This is a genomic window from Bacillus sp. JJ1521, from assembly GCF_036965165.1.
Lineage (GTDB): Bacteria > Bacillota > Bacilli > Bacillales > Bacillaceae_L > Ferdinandcohnia.
This window is the reverse complement of sequence record NZ_JBALOX010000187.1, coordinates 1-13,597: the sequence shown is the minus strand read 5'-3', so window position 1 is coordinate 13,597 and position 13,597 is coordinate 1. Positions and strand designations below refer to the sequence as shown.

16 protein-coding genes are annotated in these 13,597 nt (G+C 36.4%); 10 read left to right on the top strand and 6 right to left on the bottom strand.

From position 1 onward, the window contains the following. The first annotated feature begins 53 nt into the window (after nucleotides 1-53). A complete protein-coding gene (locus V7147_RS21205) occupies nucleotides 54-749 on the top strand; it encodes a peptidoglycan DD-metalloendopeptidase family protein (protein ID WP_335369797.1) in 696 nt (231 codons plus the stop codon). Between the two features lie 290 nt (nucleotides 750-1,039). Further along, nucleotides 1,040-1,852 carry a histidinol-phosphatase gene (locus tag V7147_RS21200; protein ID WP_335369796.1) on the top strand — a complete coding sequence of 271 codons (813 nt, stop codon included), beginning with the start codon at nucleotides 1,040-1,042 and terminating at the stop codon, nucleotides 1,850-1,852. 188 nt (nucleotides 1,853-2,040) lie between these two features. On the opposite strand, the gene V7147_RS21195 is transcribed toward V7147_RS21200, so the two are convergent. Both V7147_RS21195 and V7147_RS21190 read right to left on the bottom strand, forming a co-directional pair. Further along, on the bottom strand, nucleotides 2,041-2,211 hold the full coding sequence (locus tag V7147_RS21195) for a hypothetical protein (RefSeq protein ID WP_335369795.1): 171 nt from the start codon (nucleotides 2,209-2,211) through the stop codon (nucleotides 2,041-2,043). A gap of 424 nt (nucleotides 2,212-2,635) precedes the next feature. After that, the gene (locus V7147_RS21190) at nucleotides 2,636-2,884 is read right to left on the bottom strand and encodes a ferredoxin (RefSeq protein ID WP_335369794.1); all 249 of its coding nucleotides are present in this window, start codon (nucleotides 2,882-2,884) and stop codon (nucleotides 2,636-2,638) included. 306 nt (nucleotides 2,885-3,190) lie between these two features. Between V7147_RS21190 and V7147_RS21185 the strand changes: the two genes are divergently transcribed. The 4 genes from V7147_RS21185 to V7147_RS21170 all read left to right on the top strand — a co-directional run bounded on the left by V7147_RS21185 (nucleotide 3,191) and on the right by V7147_RS21170 (nucleotide 7,026). Then, the gene (locus V7147_RS21185) at nucleotides 3,191-4,261 is read left to right on the top strand and encodes a helix-turn-helix domain-containing protein (protein WP_335369793.1); all 1,071 of its coding nucleotides are present in this window, start codon (nucleotides 3,191-3,193) and stop codon (nucleotides 4,259-4,261) included. After that, entirely contained in the window at nucleotides 4,258-5,760 is a 1,503-nt protein-coding gene (locus tag V7147_RS21180) for a RecQ family ATP-dependent DNA helicase (protein WP_335369792.1), read from the top strand. The genes V7147_RS21185 and V7147_RS21180 overlap by 4 nt, the downstream gene beginning before the upstream one ends. Before the next feature lie 7 nt (nucleotides 5,761-5,767). Continuing rightward, on the top strand, nucleotides 5,768-6,364 hold the full coding sequence (locus V7147_RS21175; RefSeq protein WP_335369791.1) for a CPBP family intramembrane glutamic endopeptidase: 597 nt from the start codon (nucleotides 5,768-5,770) through the stop codon (nucleotides 6,362-6,364). A 2-nt stretch (nucleotides 6,365-6,366) separates the two neighbouring features. Further along, the gene (locus V7147_RS21170; protein WP_335369790.1) at nucleotides 6,367-7,026 is read left to right on the top strand and encodes a LysM peptidoglycan-binding domain-containing protein; all 660 of its coding nucleotides are present in this window, start codon (nucleotides 6,367-6,369) and stop codon (nucleotides 7,024-7,026) included. 70 nt (nucleotides 7,027-7,096) lie between these two features. Here the strand turns inward: V7147_RS21170 and V7147_RS21165 are convergent, their stop codons facing one another. From V7147_RS21165 to V7147_RS21155, 3 genes are all read right to left on the bottom strand, one after another. After that, nucleotides 7,097-7,666 carry a manganese catalase family protein gene (locus V7147_RS21165; RefSeq protein WP_335369789.1) on the bottom strand — a complete coding sequence of 190 codons (570 nt, stop codon included), beginning with the start codon at nucleotides 7,664-7,666 and terminating at the stop codon, nucleotides 7,097-7,099. A gap of 83 nt (nucleotides 7,667-7,749) precedes the next feature. Next, nucleotides 7,750-8,019 carry a spore coat protein CotJB gene (locus V7147_RS21160; RefSeq protein ID WP_335369788.1) on the bottom strand — a complete coding sequence of 90 codons (270 nt, stop codon included), beginning with the start codon at nucleotides 8,017-8,019 and terminating at the stop codon, nucleotides 7,750-7,752. Further along, complete coding sequence (locus tag V7147_RS21155) at nucleotides 8,016-8,246, bottom strand: spore coat associated protein CotJA (RefSeq protein ID WP_335369787.1); 231 nt, start codon at nucleotides 8,244-8,246, stop codon at nucleotides 8,016-8,018. Before V7147_RS21155 ends, V7147_RS21160 begins: the two co-directional genes overlap by 4 nt. 227 nt (nucleotides 8,247-8,473) lie before the next feature. Here V7147_RS21155 and V7147_RS21150 point away from each other — a divergent pair, with 227 nt between their 5' ends. The 4 genes from V7147_RS21150 to V7147_RS21135 all read left to right on the top strand — a co-directional run bounded on the left by V7147_RS21150 (nucleotide 8,474) and on the right by V7147_RS21135 (nucleotide 12,569). After that, nucleotides 8,474-9,247: a metallophosphoesterase gene (locus tag V7147_RS21150; protein WP_335369786.1), complete on the top strand. Its 774-nt coding sequence runs from the start codon at nucleotides 8,474-8,476 to the stop codon at nucleotides 9,245-9,247. A 113-nt stretch (nucleotides 9,248-9,360) separates the two neighbouring features. Further along, nucleotides 9,361-9,963 (top strand): genetic competence negative regulator, encoded by a 603-nt coding sequence (locus V7147_RS21145; protein WP_335369785.1) that lies wholly within the window; start codon nucleotides 9,361-9,363, stop codon nucleotides 9,961-9,963. 284 nt (nucleotides 9,964-10,247) lie between these two features. Beyond that, entirely contained in the window at nucleotides 10,248-11,480 is a 1,233-nt protein-coding gene (locus V7147_RS21140; RefSeq protein WP_438824621.1) for a Glu/Leu/Phe/Val family dehydrogenase, read from the top strand. Between the two features lie 123 nt (nucleotides 11,481-11,603). Then, nucleotides 11,604-12,569: a YpdA family putative bacillithiol disulfide reductase gene (locus V7147_RS21135; protein ID WP_335369783.1), complete on the top strand. Its 966-nt coding sequence runs from the start codon at nucleotides 11,604-11,606 to the stop codon at nucleotides 12,567-12,569. 25 nt (nucleotides 12,570-12,594) lie between these two features. Here the strand turns inward: V7147_RS21135 and V7147_RS21130 are convergent, their stop codons facing one another. Then, nucleotides 12,595-13,566 (bottom strand): asparaginase, encoded by a 972-nt coding sequence (locus V7147_RS21130; protein ID WP_335369782.1) that lies wholly within the window; start codon nucleotides 13,564-13,566, stop codon nucleotides 12,595-12,597. Nucleotides 13,567-13,597: the final 31 nt, after the last annotated feature.

Below are 13,597 nucleotides of genomic sequence, written 5' to 3'. Positions count from 1 at the left end.
GAAAGGGTGTTATCTTCATCGCATGAATTGTTCAAATTTCAAGGAGGATCATAATGCTTTTATTTGTTAGACGAGTTGCAATTGTTGCTGTAATGGCAATAAGTGTAAGTTTTTTTTTATTCATTAATGAAAGTGCCAATGCACAGGAATCACCAGCAGGTATAACAGAGGAGTGGGCATGGCCGGTCTTAGGGAAAATCACGGATACATTTGGAACTAGACAAGGGAAGCATAAGGGCTTAGATATCGCTGCTCCGCTTGGAGATCAAATATATGCGGTTGAAGAAGGAATCGTTAAAAATTCGAGTTTCAGGGGTGCGTATGGACATGTCATTTTTATTGAGCATCCAAATGGATATGAAACGGTCTATGCCCATCTCAGTAAGAGGAGTGTTAATGAAGGCGAAAAAGTTGAAAGAGGCCAAATCATTGGGAATATCGGGAGTACCGGTCATTCAACAGGGCCACATTTGCATTTTGAAGTTCATAATGGCGAATGGAATTCTTCTAAAAACAATGCCATTGATCCGCTTTTTGTGCTGATTGACAAACAAATTCTTGTTCCCGTCATCATGCAAAAAGGTGGGATTGAGGTATCCAAAAATCTTGAAACCTACACAGTGAAGCCGGGAGAATCTCTTTCCGTCATTGCAAGCAAGGTAGGATTAACTGTTCAAGAAATTAAAGCTCTAAATCAATTGTCAGGCGATTTAATTTTCCCAGACCAAGTTTTAATAGTCCAGCATTAACGGGCAGAAAGATCCCTACTTCTAGACTTTGAGGAAGCAAAGAAGGATGAATGGGAATCAACTGCCCGTAAAAGCCCGTCAATTGAACAATGACTAAGAGCGCCACGTCCTGTGGCAACGTCATTGTGACCCACATCATGTGGGCCTTAACTAACCCTCAGTAGGGTATGAAGAAAACCCGTACTGAGGGAAGTTTCACTTTATCGAAAAATCCTAAATATTTTAAGCTTTTTCATTCCCATTAGAAGCTAGTTCATGTATAATGAGAAAAACTTTTATGGGGGATTCATATGCGCACTGATTATCATAATCATTTGGAGCTTGGTACACTTGAATTAGACTATTTGATGAAGTTTATTGATGAAGCTAAGCATAAGAAGATCGATCATTTTGGGATTTCAGAGCATGCTTATCATTTTTATCAAACAAAAGATATTCTTAGTAACCCATGGGTTGATGCAAGAAGATATTACGACATGAAGGATTATGTCGATTTATTTAAACTTGCCTGGAAGAATCATGTCGATGTAAAAATGTCGATTGAAATGGATTATACACCTGGCAAACATGCTGAAATGGAAAAATTCATCTCTTCCTATGATTTTGATTATGTCATTGGTTCCATTCATTGGGTAGGGGATTTTGGAATAGACCTTGCTGAGTTCCGTGAAGAATGGGATAAACGAGATTTACATGATACATATACGAAATATTATGATCAGGTGATTACATTAGCTGAATCAAACTTATTTGATATTATCGGTCATATTGATCTAGTTAAAATTTTTAAGTATATCCCTGAGGATGAAGAATTCCTCTTGCATCAATTTGATCGTGCAACAACAGCATTAGCGAACTCTAAAACATGTGTTGAAATTAGTACCGCTGGCTTACGAAAGCCGATCGGAAAGCTTTATCCAGATCCACGATTACTACAAATGTGCTTTGATAAAAATATTCCGATTGTCTTGTCATCGGACGCTCATCGGCCACAAGATGTTGGTGCTGATTTTGACCAAGCAATCGATTTAGCAAAAAGTGTTGGCTACAAAACATTGATGACATTTGAAAAAGGGGAACGAAAAGAAGTACCTCTTGGATAAACACGAAAAAAGCAGGCTAACAAATAAGTAGTTCAGATAATGTGGAGAAAAAGTTTAAATCACAACTATAAACTCACACAAAAACACATCAGTATTAAAAAGCTAAATAACACAAAAAAACGTTTGGAATTATTCCAAGCGTTTTTCATATATCCTTATTTTTTCTTCAACGAAAGAAACGGATTCCTTTATAATAAAGCTTTAAAAAGTGAAACAGTTATGAATAATGTCGATAAAGTACCAAAAGTAGTTAAGGTTATTATGATTTTGTTATTTTGTTTTTCTGAAGGCTTAATTAGTTCGTATATTGCTGCAATCCACACCAATGCGGATGCAATGATAAAAATAGTCATATACATATGGTTATCATCCTTTCGCTTAAATTTTAATTTAACAACAACACCGCTATTTAGAATACGTATTATTTTACAAGTTCTATTCTTATTATATCTTATTTCTCACTAAGCTCTGAATTTTCCTCTGATAATTATTAATTAATATACCAAATAGCACCCCAATTCGCATTACAATTAGTACGTTGACGATAGTTATTGTCACACTGTTAATTATAATGTGATTTCATAAGTTAATTTCAGTTCGAAATACATACTATTTTCGTTACACCAACAAAAAATAAAGTGCTAAACCCAATGCGATTTAGCACTTTATTTATACTGTTATTCCTATTTTTCTCCACGAATACTGAACTACTTAGCTAACAAAGCCTGTTTTTTTCATTAAAAAAAGAACCCTTTGTCAAAAGGGTTCTTCATATTGATTCGTCTATTCGAACTTTAATGCGTCACCATCAAAAGGCTCGTCTGCAACTTTAATGGAATCAGTTGGACAGCCTTCAAATGCATCCATCATATCTTCTTCTAATATTTCTGGAATTTCTACAATCCCTTGGTTATCATCAAGTGTTACAAATGCAATACCGTCATCATCGTAATCGTAGATGTCAGGTGCAGCTGCACCACATGCACCACAAGCGATACAAGTTTCTTTGTCAACAATGGTATACTTTGCCATGTGTACTTAACCTCCCGAAATCATTACATGTATAAACATATATTTATATTAGTTCTCCATCTTACTTCCACATAAGATGGAAACAGCTTCCTCATATCTCATTGTAAAGCTGTTCACGAAACTTTTCAATAAAAATATAATGTGAGATTGCTTATCAGAAAAGGGTTTTTTCAATTAGACAAGCTTCTTCATATTTCCACACGAAAACATCCCACTTTTCTTTATTATTTGATAAAATAAGGGTAACATTCATTCGACAATTTTCCATGAATTTTTCATATATATGTCGATTGGGGGGAGAAGAACGTGAATCAAACCTATCGTTCACTATTGATTTTAACATGCATCGATAAACTGAGCGGGGAAAGAACAGTTTACGGGATTTATCACTTGTTGAATGGTAAAAAATCCTCTCAAACGATTGGGGATGCGAATCTGTTTAATCTCACACCACTTTTCGGAATCCTTAAACCGTTAAATAGAGAACAATTTGATAAAGAGATAAAAATGCTTCTACAGCTTTCTCTGATAGAAGAAATAACACCATCGAGCAATAAATTTATCGTTAATGAAGATGGACGTTCCTTTTTAAACGATGAACTGAAAAAGAAGCCGATTCCTTCTCATTTAAACGGCTGGAAATACAATGATCAATCTCTATTGCTTTGGCGAAGACTTTCACTCCTCACACAAGTGTTGTCAAATTTAATAAATGAGAAAAAACAATATACACCAATCCAACAAGACGATGCCGTTTTTGAATGGGTTAAAGAATTTCTTATGAAAAGCCGACAGAACCGAACTATATTAGCTAAATCCCTCTATCAGGAGATTTTGCAATGCCTTGATATGGTATCGGAGCTGGAAGCAACGATTTTTGTCATGAGACTGACAAGTTCAACTAGAATCGGTTATACGATTGAGCAAATTAGTTCCTTGCTAAATGAGGATGAAACATGGTGCCAGATTCTCTTTTTACATACTTTGCACACAATTATTAAACAGTTTGAAATAAATGGTGAAAAGTTTCCGATCCTAGTTTCGATGACTGAGGCAAATCAACACAGCAATGTTTTATTAACAGCCTCTACGAAGACAACCTATCAGATGCTATTACAGGGGAAAACAATCGACGAAATTTCAATTAATCGTCATTTAAAAAGGAATACAATTGAGGACCATATTGTAGAAATTACACATCAAAAACCTGATTTTTCAATTGATTCATTCGTGTCTCCTGAAAATCAACAATTAATTTTATCAGCCTATCAGACATTGCAAACAAAACAATTACGACCATTAAAGGAAAAACTGTCAAATGACGTTTCGTATTTTGAAATTAGGCTCGTCCTTGCGAGACTTGGTGATATAACATGAATCTTGATGTGATTTTAAAAGAAAAATTTAATCATACTTCTTTTCGGGAGGGGCAAAAGGATATCATCGAAGATATTCTAAGTGGGCATGATGTCATTGCCCTTTTACCAACAGGAGGTGGCAAATCACTTTGCTATCAGTTGCCTGCGCAAATACTTGAAGGCAGTGTTCTTATCATTTCACCCCTTGTTGCTTTAATGGAGGACCAGGTTCTTCAATTGAAGAAAATGGGTGAAAAAAGGGTAATTGCGCTAAATAGCTTCTTATCGAAAGATCGTAAACGGAAAATTATGCCTAGCCTTCACAAATATAAATATATCTTTGCATCACCTGAAATTTTACAATCGAAATATCTTATGAACCGTTTAAAAGGGGTTCACATCTCACTATTTGTCGTGGATGAAGCCCATTGTATTTCGCAATGGGGACATGATTTCCGCCCTGACTATTCAAGGTTAGGTAATATTCGCTCGGAATTTGGATCACCACCATGCCTTGCCTTAACAGCAACGGCGACAAAAGAGGTTTTTGAGGATATCAAAGGAACACTGCAATTAACAAATCCAAAAATGCATATTCACTCCATAGACCGACCTAATATTGCAATTACGGTGAAAAAAGTTGATTCTCTTGAAGAAAAAAAAGAAATGCTTTTAAAATATGCAAAAGAGTTACAGGGACCAGGAATAATTTATTTTTCGAGTCGGCTCTTAGCTGAAAATATTGCGCAATACCTAAAGGAAAATGGCTTTGACCGAGTTGCTTTTTATCATGGTGGGATGGAACAAGAAAAGAGAATGCTGATTCAAGAGCAATTCATCAATAACCAACTATCGATTATTTGCTGTACGAATGCTTTTGGAATGGGTGTAGATAAGCCTGATATTCGATTTGTCATTCACTTTCATTTTCCTTCTCAAATGGAGGCTTATTTACAGGAAATTGGACGTGCAGGTAGGGATGGAAACCCAAGTGTTGCTATTTTGCTTCATCATCAAATGGACCATGAACTTCCGCAAAGCTTAATAAAATATGAGCTTCCATCGAAAGAACAAACGCAAGAAGTAATTGAATATATCAATCAGGATATTAAAGAAAAGGGTAAATTTTTATATTCAAAAACGGTTGAGGAGTATTTTTATACTGCATTTAGTATTTCGGAGGTCCAATGGNNATTTTATCTGTCTTTGGATGAAAGCATTCAAACCCCGGTTAACGTACGAAATGCTATTTATATCGTCAATGAAGCTGCAAGGAAACGATATGAGTATAAACTTAAAAAACTAAAAATGATGGAAAATTGGCTAAAGACGCAGGAATGCCGTCGTCAGGATATTTTAACCTATTTCGATGAAAGCCTAAAACTAAAGCCTTCATCATGCTGTGATTTATGTGAAATAGAGTGGGATTTGTACAAGCAAAAAACAAGTGATGCAAATGAGTGGAAGCTGCCATCCTGGAGACAAGAATTACATCGTATCTTCCATAGAAATGGGTGAAAAAATAATGGGTAGGCGCCAAGCTGATATTATCAAAGAATTACCGGATAAAGAAATTGTTTTTCACCTTTATTTAACTCAAGGAATTTTGTTGCTTATTTCCTTAGTACTTGGTTTTTTTCTGTTTGACAATTGGTCATCTTTTATAAAGCTTTGGAATTGGAAGGACTGGAATATCCTGTTCATTGGTTCAGCTTTTGCCTTAATCGTAGTCGTCATTGATTTTTTACTTATGAAGTGGCTTCCTGAGGCAATGTATGATGATGGGGGAATTAACGAACGTATTTTCCAAAAACGAAGCATCCCGCATATTTTTATTTTATGTTTATTGATCTCCTTTTCGGAAGAGATTTTATTTAGAGGGGTCATCCAAACCCATTTTGGACTACTCATTGCAAGTATCATTTTTGCATTATTACATGTACGTTATTTATATAAATGGGTTTTGTTGATATCTGTTGTTCTTTTGAGCTTTTTATTGGGATATATATATGAACTCTATCAAAATCTGTGGATTACAGTTTATGCTCATTTTTGGATTGATTTTATTTTTGCTGTAAAGCTTAGAATCGATTATTTGAATAAACCGAAAGAGGTGGTTTAGTCTTGAAGCAGCCTGAAGGGGAAGAAAAGGCAATTGATTTAGAAAAAAGCACTTCGACACTACCTCCTCGAAGTGAATTTCATAAAACGAAGACAAAGAAAACAAAAGTTAAAATTAAATACCCAATTGTTCGTTTGTTGGCTTTACTATTTGTCTTATTGCCTGTTGCAATCCTTAGCTATAAATTTAATTCGAATCCAGACATGCTGGAATCAACTCCAACAAAAAAAAGTGCAAATTTTGAAAGCATCAGCTATGAAGACGAGGATAGGGATGCACAACCCACTAATGACAATGAGGACGAAGAAGAACCTACAAATGTTGAACAAGAACCTATTATAGAACTAAAGGAGGAAAATCAGCCGGAAGTTGAAAAACAAGAGGAAGTGCCGACTAACGAAGAGTCCGGTCAAAAAGTTGTAGAAAACACTCCTCCACCAAAAGCTGAAGAAATAAAGCAACCTGTACAAAAACAAGAAAAACCGAAGGATCGTTATGATGTAAAATATCATACGGTACAAGCAGATGAGAATCTATATCGGATTTCGATGAAATATTACAACAGCCGTTCCGGTGAGGAATTAATTAGAAGATGGAATAATCTAGATGGCGATACCGTTATTGAAGGTCAAGTACTACGAATTCCGATTAAACTAAATTAGATCGAAATGGTCAAATAACGCGAGGATTCTCGCGTTATTTTTTTGATTAGACATATAAGAATGTACCTGTTTAGAAAAAATTCTTTTTATCTCTTTCTTCTTTAAGTATTTCGACTGCTTCTTTAAATCGTTGGGCATGGATAATTTCACGTTCTCGTAAGAAGCGCAAGCTATCATTTAAGTCCGGGTCATCACTCATGTTGATGATCCATTGATAGGTCGCCCTTGCCTTTTCTTCCGCTGCAATATCCTCATATAAATCAGCAATCGGGTCACCCTTTGCCTGAATATATGTTGCCGTAAATGGTACTCCACTAGCACTCTCATAAAATAATGCATTATCATGGCTCACATAGTGTGCCCCTAATCCTGCAGCCTTTAATTGGTCAGGGGTAGCATCTTTTGTAAGTTTATACACCATGGTGGCAATCATTTCTAAATGAGCGAATTCTTCTGTTCCTATATCAGTTAACAACCCTATAACCTTAGGGGGTATGGTGTAGCGTTGATTTAAATAACGTAATGCAGCGGCTAACTCACCATCAGCACCACCATATTGTTCAATCAGAAACTTCGCCAACAATGGATTACACGTACTGACTTTGACAGGATACTGTAGCTTTTTTTCATAAATCCACATTAATGTACATTCCTCCCCCTGTTAAAATAAGGATTCCTCTTTAAAGTTTTCGTTGTCTAGCTCCTGTGCCTGCGCTCTTCTGATTAAACCTGCCACGGCCAAGGTTCGTCATTCCAGTTCCAAGGGTAACTAGAATAGCTATAACGACCAAATTGAGTCAATGGCCCAAATCTTTCTTCATATTGATTTGCGACCATTCTTCTTTGCTGTGAAACCGTATTAAATTGTTGTATTGCTTCATAATCATGTGGATGGGTATCAAGATACAAGGTGAGTTCAACTAACACAAAATCCAAAGCCTGTAAATCCTCTAGAAACGCATAATACTCTGGGGGCATCTGTTTAGGGTTCATTCGTTCCCAGCCTCCCTTTTCGGTTCATAAGGGCTGAAATATGGATCGTAAAAGATCTTCCATAGTGTCCCAATACGTAATGCTTCTTTAGGTGAGAATTGAGGTAGGTTTGCAGGTTGAAAAGGTATATATAGATTTGGTGGGGTAACGAATGTTTTAGATGTAATTGGTTTACAAGGGTCAAATGGGCTTACGTAGGGGTGAAATGTTTTCCTGGTTGTAAACATGAAGCAACCTCCTTGTTGTAAAATGCAAAACGATGTCATTCTACTGTATGGGCTAAAGAGCAAAAAAATGACATGGATTAGGATTTTACAGAGGCTGCTGAAAAAAATATTCTTTTTATGTGGAACAAAGCACCGTTATTATTGTTACCTTTTCCAAAAATTATGGTATCATATCTGTATATTCAAAAATGATAAAAAGCTTGATCTAGATGGATAGGGCGTGAACCATGCTATATTTATTCGGGATTCTATTTATTGGAGTGCTACTCCTTTTATATATGTGGGAAGAAGCTAAACTAGATCGTGTTGTAAAGAATACGTTAACATTTTCGGATTTTCCCAAAAGCTTTGGTAAGATTACGATTTTCTTTATTTCAGATATTCACAGACGAGAGGTATCTGAAAAAATAATCAAAGAAGTAAAAGGGAAAGCAGACATTGTCATAATTGGAGGAGATTTAACAGAAAAGGGTGTACCCTTTGAACGGGTAAAGAAAAACCTTCAATTAATTAAAACGGTAGGACCGACCTACTTCGTGTGGGGCAATAATGATTATGAAGTGGATTACCATGAACTTGATTCTCTACTATTAAGTATGGGAATTAAAATTCTTGATAACACGGCGATGTTTTTTGAAACTGGGGAAGGTGAGAAACTGGCTCTCCTTGGAATTGATGATTTAAAGGTAGGGAGAACCAGGTTGGACCTTGCTCTTTTAGATGCAGGGGATGAGGCGGACTTTAAAATTTTGGTTAGCCATAATCCAGAAATAGGAAATGAGCTTAAACCAGAGTACAAGATTAACCTTTTACTGTCTGGGCATACACATGGTGGACAAATTCGATTTTGGAAATTTGGGCTTTTTCCTAAGGGTGGTATCGAGCATAAAAACGGAATGACCATTTTCATAAGTAATGGATATGGGACATCTGGTATACCGTTAAGATTTGGTGCACCACCTGAAACACATTTGATTACCCTTCAATCATCTGATAGCTAATACGATTTGCAAAAAATGTCCTAACAACGCCAAATACAAGAACATAATTTATATTCCTTCATAAAATAAAGTAACGGTTGTACGTAGGTGTGATGGTGAGGGAGGGTTTTATAATGCGTCTTGAGCGCTTAACTTATAATAAAATCAAGATTTTTCTAACATTTGATGATCTGGTTGATCGTGGCCTCACTAAAGATGATCTTTTGTCGGATTCGCTTAAGGTCCACCAATTATTTCGTGATATGATTGAAGAAGCAAGTGCCGAATTAGGCTTTGAAGCTGACGGTCCCATTGCTGTCGAGGTTTATTCTTTACAAGCACAAGGCATGGTGATCATTGTAACGAATTCAGCAGGTGACCTTGAAGATGAAGAATTTCTGGATGATGATTATATTGAAATGCAGGTTACTCTTGATGAAAGTAAAGATATATTTTATGAATTTCATACGTTTGAAGATGTTATTCAACTTTCAACCAGATTAAATTGTTTATCAATAGATGGCGGCAGGTTATATTCATATAAAGATCATTTCTATTTATTACTGGAAGATAATTTATCCAGTCATACAGAAAATGTCATTGCCCTTTTAGCCGAATTTGGAAATCCTGCAACGCTTACAAAATATCGGGTTCATGAATACGGAAAAATCATTTTTAAAGAAAATGCAATGAAAGATATTTACTACTATTTTATTAAAAATAAGGAAAACCTCTAATGATGATTTAGAGGTTTTTCCATGTGTTAGTAGAATTCCATATGAAGGTTAGGACAGCGTTTTTTTTATGATTAAAAATGAATATTCTACATTTTTCATCTTGCATAAACATATGGAAAGTGTATACTAGTGACTGGAAAGGTGGACAATAATAGAAATTTTATTGGTTTTTGTTCATCGTGCTTTTTGAACATCCTCTAATGGAACTGTGAAAAATCTTGGGAGGTTTACAAATGGTAGCCGAAAATAATAAGGACATTTCAAAACAAAATAACGAAGAGAAAATGGATGTCCTCAAATCTACACAAACAGTCATACATAAAGCATTAGAAAAATTAGGGTACCCTGAAGAAGTATACGAACTTTTAAAAGAACCGATCCGAATGATGACCGTTAAAATTCCAGTAAGAATGGATGATGGCTCTGTAAAAATCTTTACAGGCTATCGCGCACAGCATAACGATGCGGTAGGTCCAACTAAAGGTGGAATTCGATTTCACCCAAATGTAACTGAAAAGGAAGTTAAAGCGCTTTCGATTTGGATGAGTTTGAAATGCGGTATCGTTGATTTACCATATGGTGGAGGAAAGGGCGGAATCATTTGCGACCCTAGAGATATGTCATTCCGTGAACTTGAGCGACTTAGTCGTGGCTATGTTCGTGCAATCAGTCAAATCGTAGGTCCTACAAAGGATATCCCGGCTCCCGATGTATTTACAAATTCTCAAATTATGGCATGGATGATGGATGAATATAGTCGAATTGACGAATTTAATTCACCTGGATTCATCACGGGTAAACCACTTGTATTAGGTGGTTCACATGGACGCGAGTCTGCAACTGCGAAGGGTGTAACCATTTGTATTCGCGAAGCAGCGAAGAAACGTGGCATTAATATAGAAGGTGCTCGTGTAGTTGTACAAGGCTTTGGAAATGCGGGTAGCTTTTTATCAAAATTCATGCATGATGCAGGTGCTAAGGTAATTGGTATTTCTGACGCTTATGGCGGCTTATATGATCCAAATGGTTTAGATATTGATTACTTATTAGATCGTCGTGATAGCTTTGGAACAGTGACTAAGTTATTTAACGATACCATCACAAATAAGGAGTTATTGGAGCTTGATTGTGATATTCTTGTTCCAGCAGCAATCGAAAACCAAATCACAGAAGAAAATGCCCATAATATTCGAGCAAGTATTGTAGTGGAAGCCGCAAACGGACCAACAACACTTGAAGCGACACAAATCCTAACTGAAAGAGGAATTCTCCTCGTACCAGACGTTTTAGCAAGTGCTGGTGGCGTGACTGTGTCCTATTTCGAATGGGTTCAAAATAACCAAGGCTATTACTGGTCAGAGGAAGAAGTAGAAGAAAAACTCGAAAAAGTAATGGTCAAATCATTTGAAAATATTTATTCAACAGCGCAAAATAGACGTGTTGACATGAGACTTGCAGCCTACATGGTTGGAGTTAGAAAAATGGCCGAAGCGTCCCGTTTTAGAGGCTGGATTTAATTTTATTTCGGGGGAGGAACCCCCAATCATTGGCGTATTTGATTCGTTTTATTTGCAAAGACTACAAAAATCTCCTATCATTTCGGTAGGAGTTTTTTCTGCTTTAGAATTGGAGTGACAAACATGCAATCAGAAGAAGTCGTGATTATTGGGGGAGGGCCCTGTGGTTTAGCAGCCGCCATTGCGCTGCAGAATATTGGAATCGAACCATTGGTCATTGAAAAAGGGAATATTGTTAATGCAATTTATCATTATCCCACTCATCAAACATTCTTTAGTTCAAGTGAAAAATTAGAAATTGGGGATATGCCTTTTATTATTGAGGGCCGAAAGCCAAAAAGAAACCAGGCTTTAGCGTATTATAGGGAAGTAGCGAAACGTAAACAAATCAGAGTGAACGCATTCGAAAAAGTGATGAAAGTTACTAAACTTGAAAATGGACAATTCCATATCACATCTCAAAAAGCTGAATATCAAGCAAAATATGTGATAATTGCAACCGGCTATTATGACAATCCAAATTATATGAATGTTCCTGGTGAAGATCTTCCTAAAGTTTTTCATTATTTTAAAGAACCGCATCCATATTTTGACAAAGATGTTGTCGTAATTGGAGGAAAAAACTCAAGTGTCGATGCTGCTCTAGAGCTCGTAAATGCTGATGCAAGGGTTACAGTCATTTATCGTGGATCCGAATACTCCTCAAGCATTAAGCCGTGGATTTTACCTGAGTTTGAATCATTAGTTCGCAATGGGATTATTAACATGGAATTTAATGCAAATGTTATTGAAATAACGGAAGACACTGTGAAATATCAAGTTGGGGAACTGCAAAAGGAAATAAGAAATGATTACGTATTTGCGATGACGGGCTATCATCCAGATCATAGCTTTTTACGAAAAATGAATGTTGAAATTGAGAAGGATACTGGTAGACCTTCGTTTAACCCTGATACAATGGAGACGAATGTCGATGGGATTTTCATCTCTGGTGTTATTGCAGCGGGTAATAATGCTAATGAAATTTTCATTGAAAACGGACGTTTTCATGGGGATTTAATTGCAAAAGCAATTATAGAAAGAAAATAGGGCGGCTCCTCGAGTCGCCTTTATATTATTTGAAGAACATTTCCTGCAGTTCATCATGTTTATTTGTAACTTCTAATGTGACTAATAGCTTTAGTCTTGCTTTTTGACCATTTAAGCCATTTGAAAAAATAACCCCGAGATCTTTTAATTGACGTCCTCCGCCTTCATAATTATAGACATCCTGTACATATCCATTAAAGCAACGAGAAACTAGAACAACTGGAACACCGTCGTCCATCAATTCCTTTAATTCCGGAACCATTGATGGAGGAAGATTGCCTTGTCCAAGAGCTTCGATTACTAATCCATCTGGATGTAACATCCGAACGGCTTTAATGATTGAACCATCCATCCCAGCATAAGCTTTAAGAAGAATAACATTTTTCGTGACTTTTTCGATATCATATGTTTCCCTGACAGTAGGCATATGGTGGAAGGTAATATCCCGTTTACTTACAATACCCAATGGTCCGTATTGTGGACTTTGGAATGTCGCTATATTGCTTGTATGTGTTTTGGTTACATTTTTACCCGTATGAATTTCATCATTCAAAACCACTAAAACACCTTTTCCGATTGCTTGATCCGAAGCTGCAACCCGTACAGCTGAAATCAAATTATACGGTCCGTCTGCACCAAGTTCATTGCTGGATCTCATTGCACCTGTTACGACAATCGGAATATCTGATTGTACCGTTAAGTCTAAGAAATACGCCGTTTCCTCTAGTGTGTCAGTTCCGTGGGTAATTACAACCCCTTCAATTTTCTCTTGCTTAATGCTTTTTTCGATTTTTTCCTTTAGCATCAGCATTTCCTTTTCCGTGATATGCGGAGAAGGCAATTGGAATATCTCTTCAACGATGACATCAGCAATTGTTGTTAAAGCATCAGTGTGAAGGAGAAGTGGATTTTTTTGATTTTGCCCAACAGCGCCGGTTTCTTTATCCTCCATCATTGCGATTGTTCCACCAGTATGAATAATCAGTATTTTTTTCATCGGCTCTCCTCATTTCTATATAGAAAAATTA

Excerpts from the sequence above, each read along its gene's own strand:
- V7147_RS21195 (WP_335369795.1), bottom strand. The coding sequence starts at position 2,211 with ATGTATATGACTATTTTTATCATTGCATCCGCATTGGTGTGGATTGCA.
- V7147_RS21205 (WP_335369797.1), top strand. The coding sequence starts at position 54 with ATGCTTTTATTTGTTAGACGAGTTGCAATTGTTGCTGTAATGGCAATA.
- V7147_RS21140 (WP_438824621.1), top strand. The coding sequence starts at position 10,248 with ATGGATGTCCTCAAATCTACACAAACAGTCATACATAAAGCATTAGAA.
- V7147_RS21175 (WP_335369791.1), top strand. The coding sequence starts at position 5,768 with ATGGGTAGGCGCCAAGCTGATATTATCAAAGAATTACCGGATAAAGAA.
- V7147_RS21130 (WP_335369782.1), bottom strand. The coding sequence starts at position 13,566 with ATGAAAAAAATACTGATTATTCATACTGGTGGAACAATCGCAATGATG.
- V7147_RS21145 (WP_335369785.1), top strand. The coding sequence starts at position 9,361 with ATGCGTCTTGAGCGCTTAACTTATAATAAAATCAAGATTTTTCTAACA.
- V7147_RS21190 (WP_335369794.1), bottom strand. The coding sequence starts at position 2,884 with ATGGCAAAGTATACCATTGTTGACAAAGAAACTTGTATCGCTTGTGGT.
- V7147_RS21135 (WP_335369783.1), top strand. The coding sequence starts at position 11,604 with ATGCAATCAGAAGAAGTCGTGATTATTGGGGGAGGGCCCTGTGGTTTA.
- V7147_RS21150 (WP_335369786.1), top strand. The coding sequence starts at position 8,474 with ATGCTATATTTATTCGGGATTCTATTTATTGGAGTGCTACTCCTTTTA.
- V7147_RS21165 (WP_335369789.1), bottom strand. The coding sequence starts at position 7,666 with ATGTGGATTTATGAAAAAAAGCTACAGTATCCTGTCAAAGTCAGTACG.
- V7147_RS21155 (WP_335369787.1), bottom strand. The coding sequence starts at position 8,246 with ATGTTTACAACCAGGAAAACATTTCACCCCTACGTAAGCCCATTTGAC.
- V7147_RS21200 (WP_335369796.1), top strand. The coding sequence starts at position 1,040 with ATGCGCACTGATTATCATAATCATTTGGAGCTTGGTACACTTGAATTA.
- V7147_RS21160 (WP_335369788.1), bottom strand. The coding sequence starts at position 8,019 with ATGAACCCTAAACAGATGCCCCCAGAGTATTATGCGTTTCTAGAGGAT.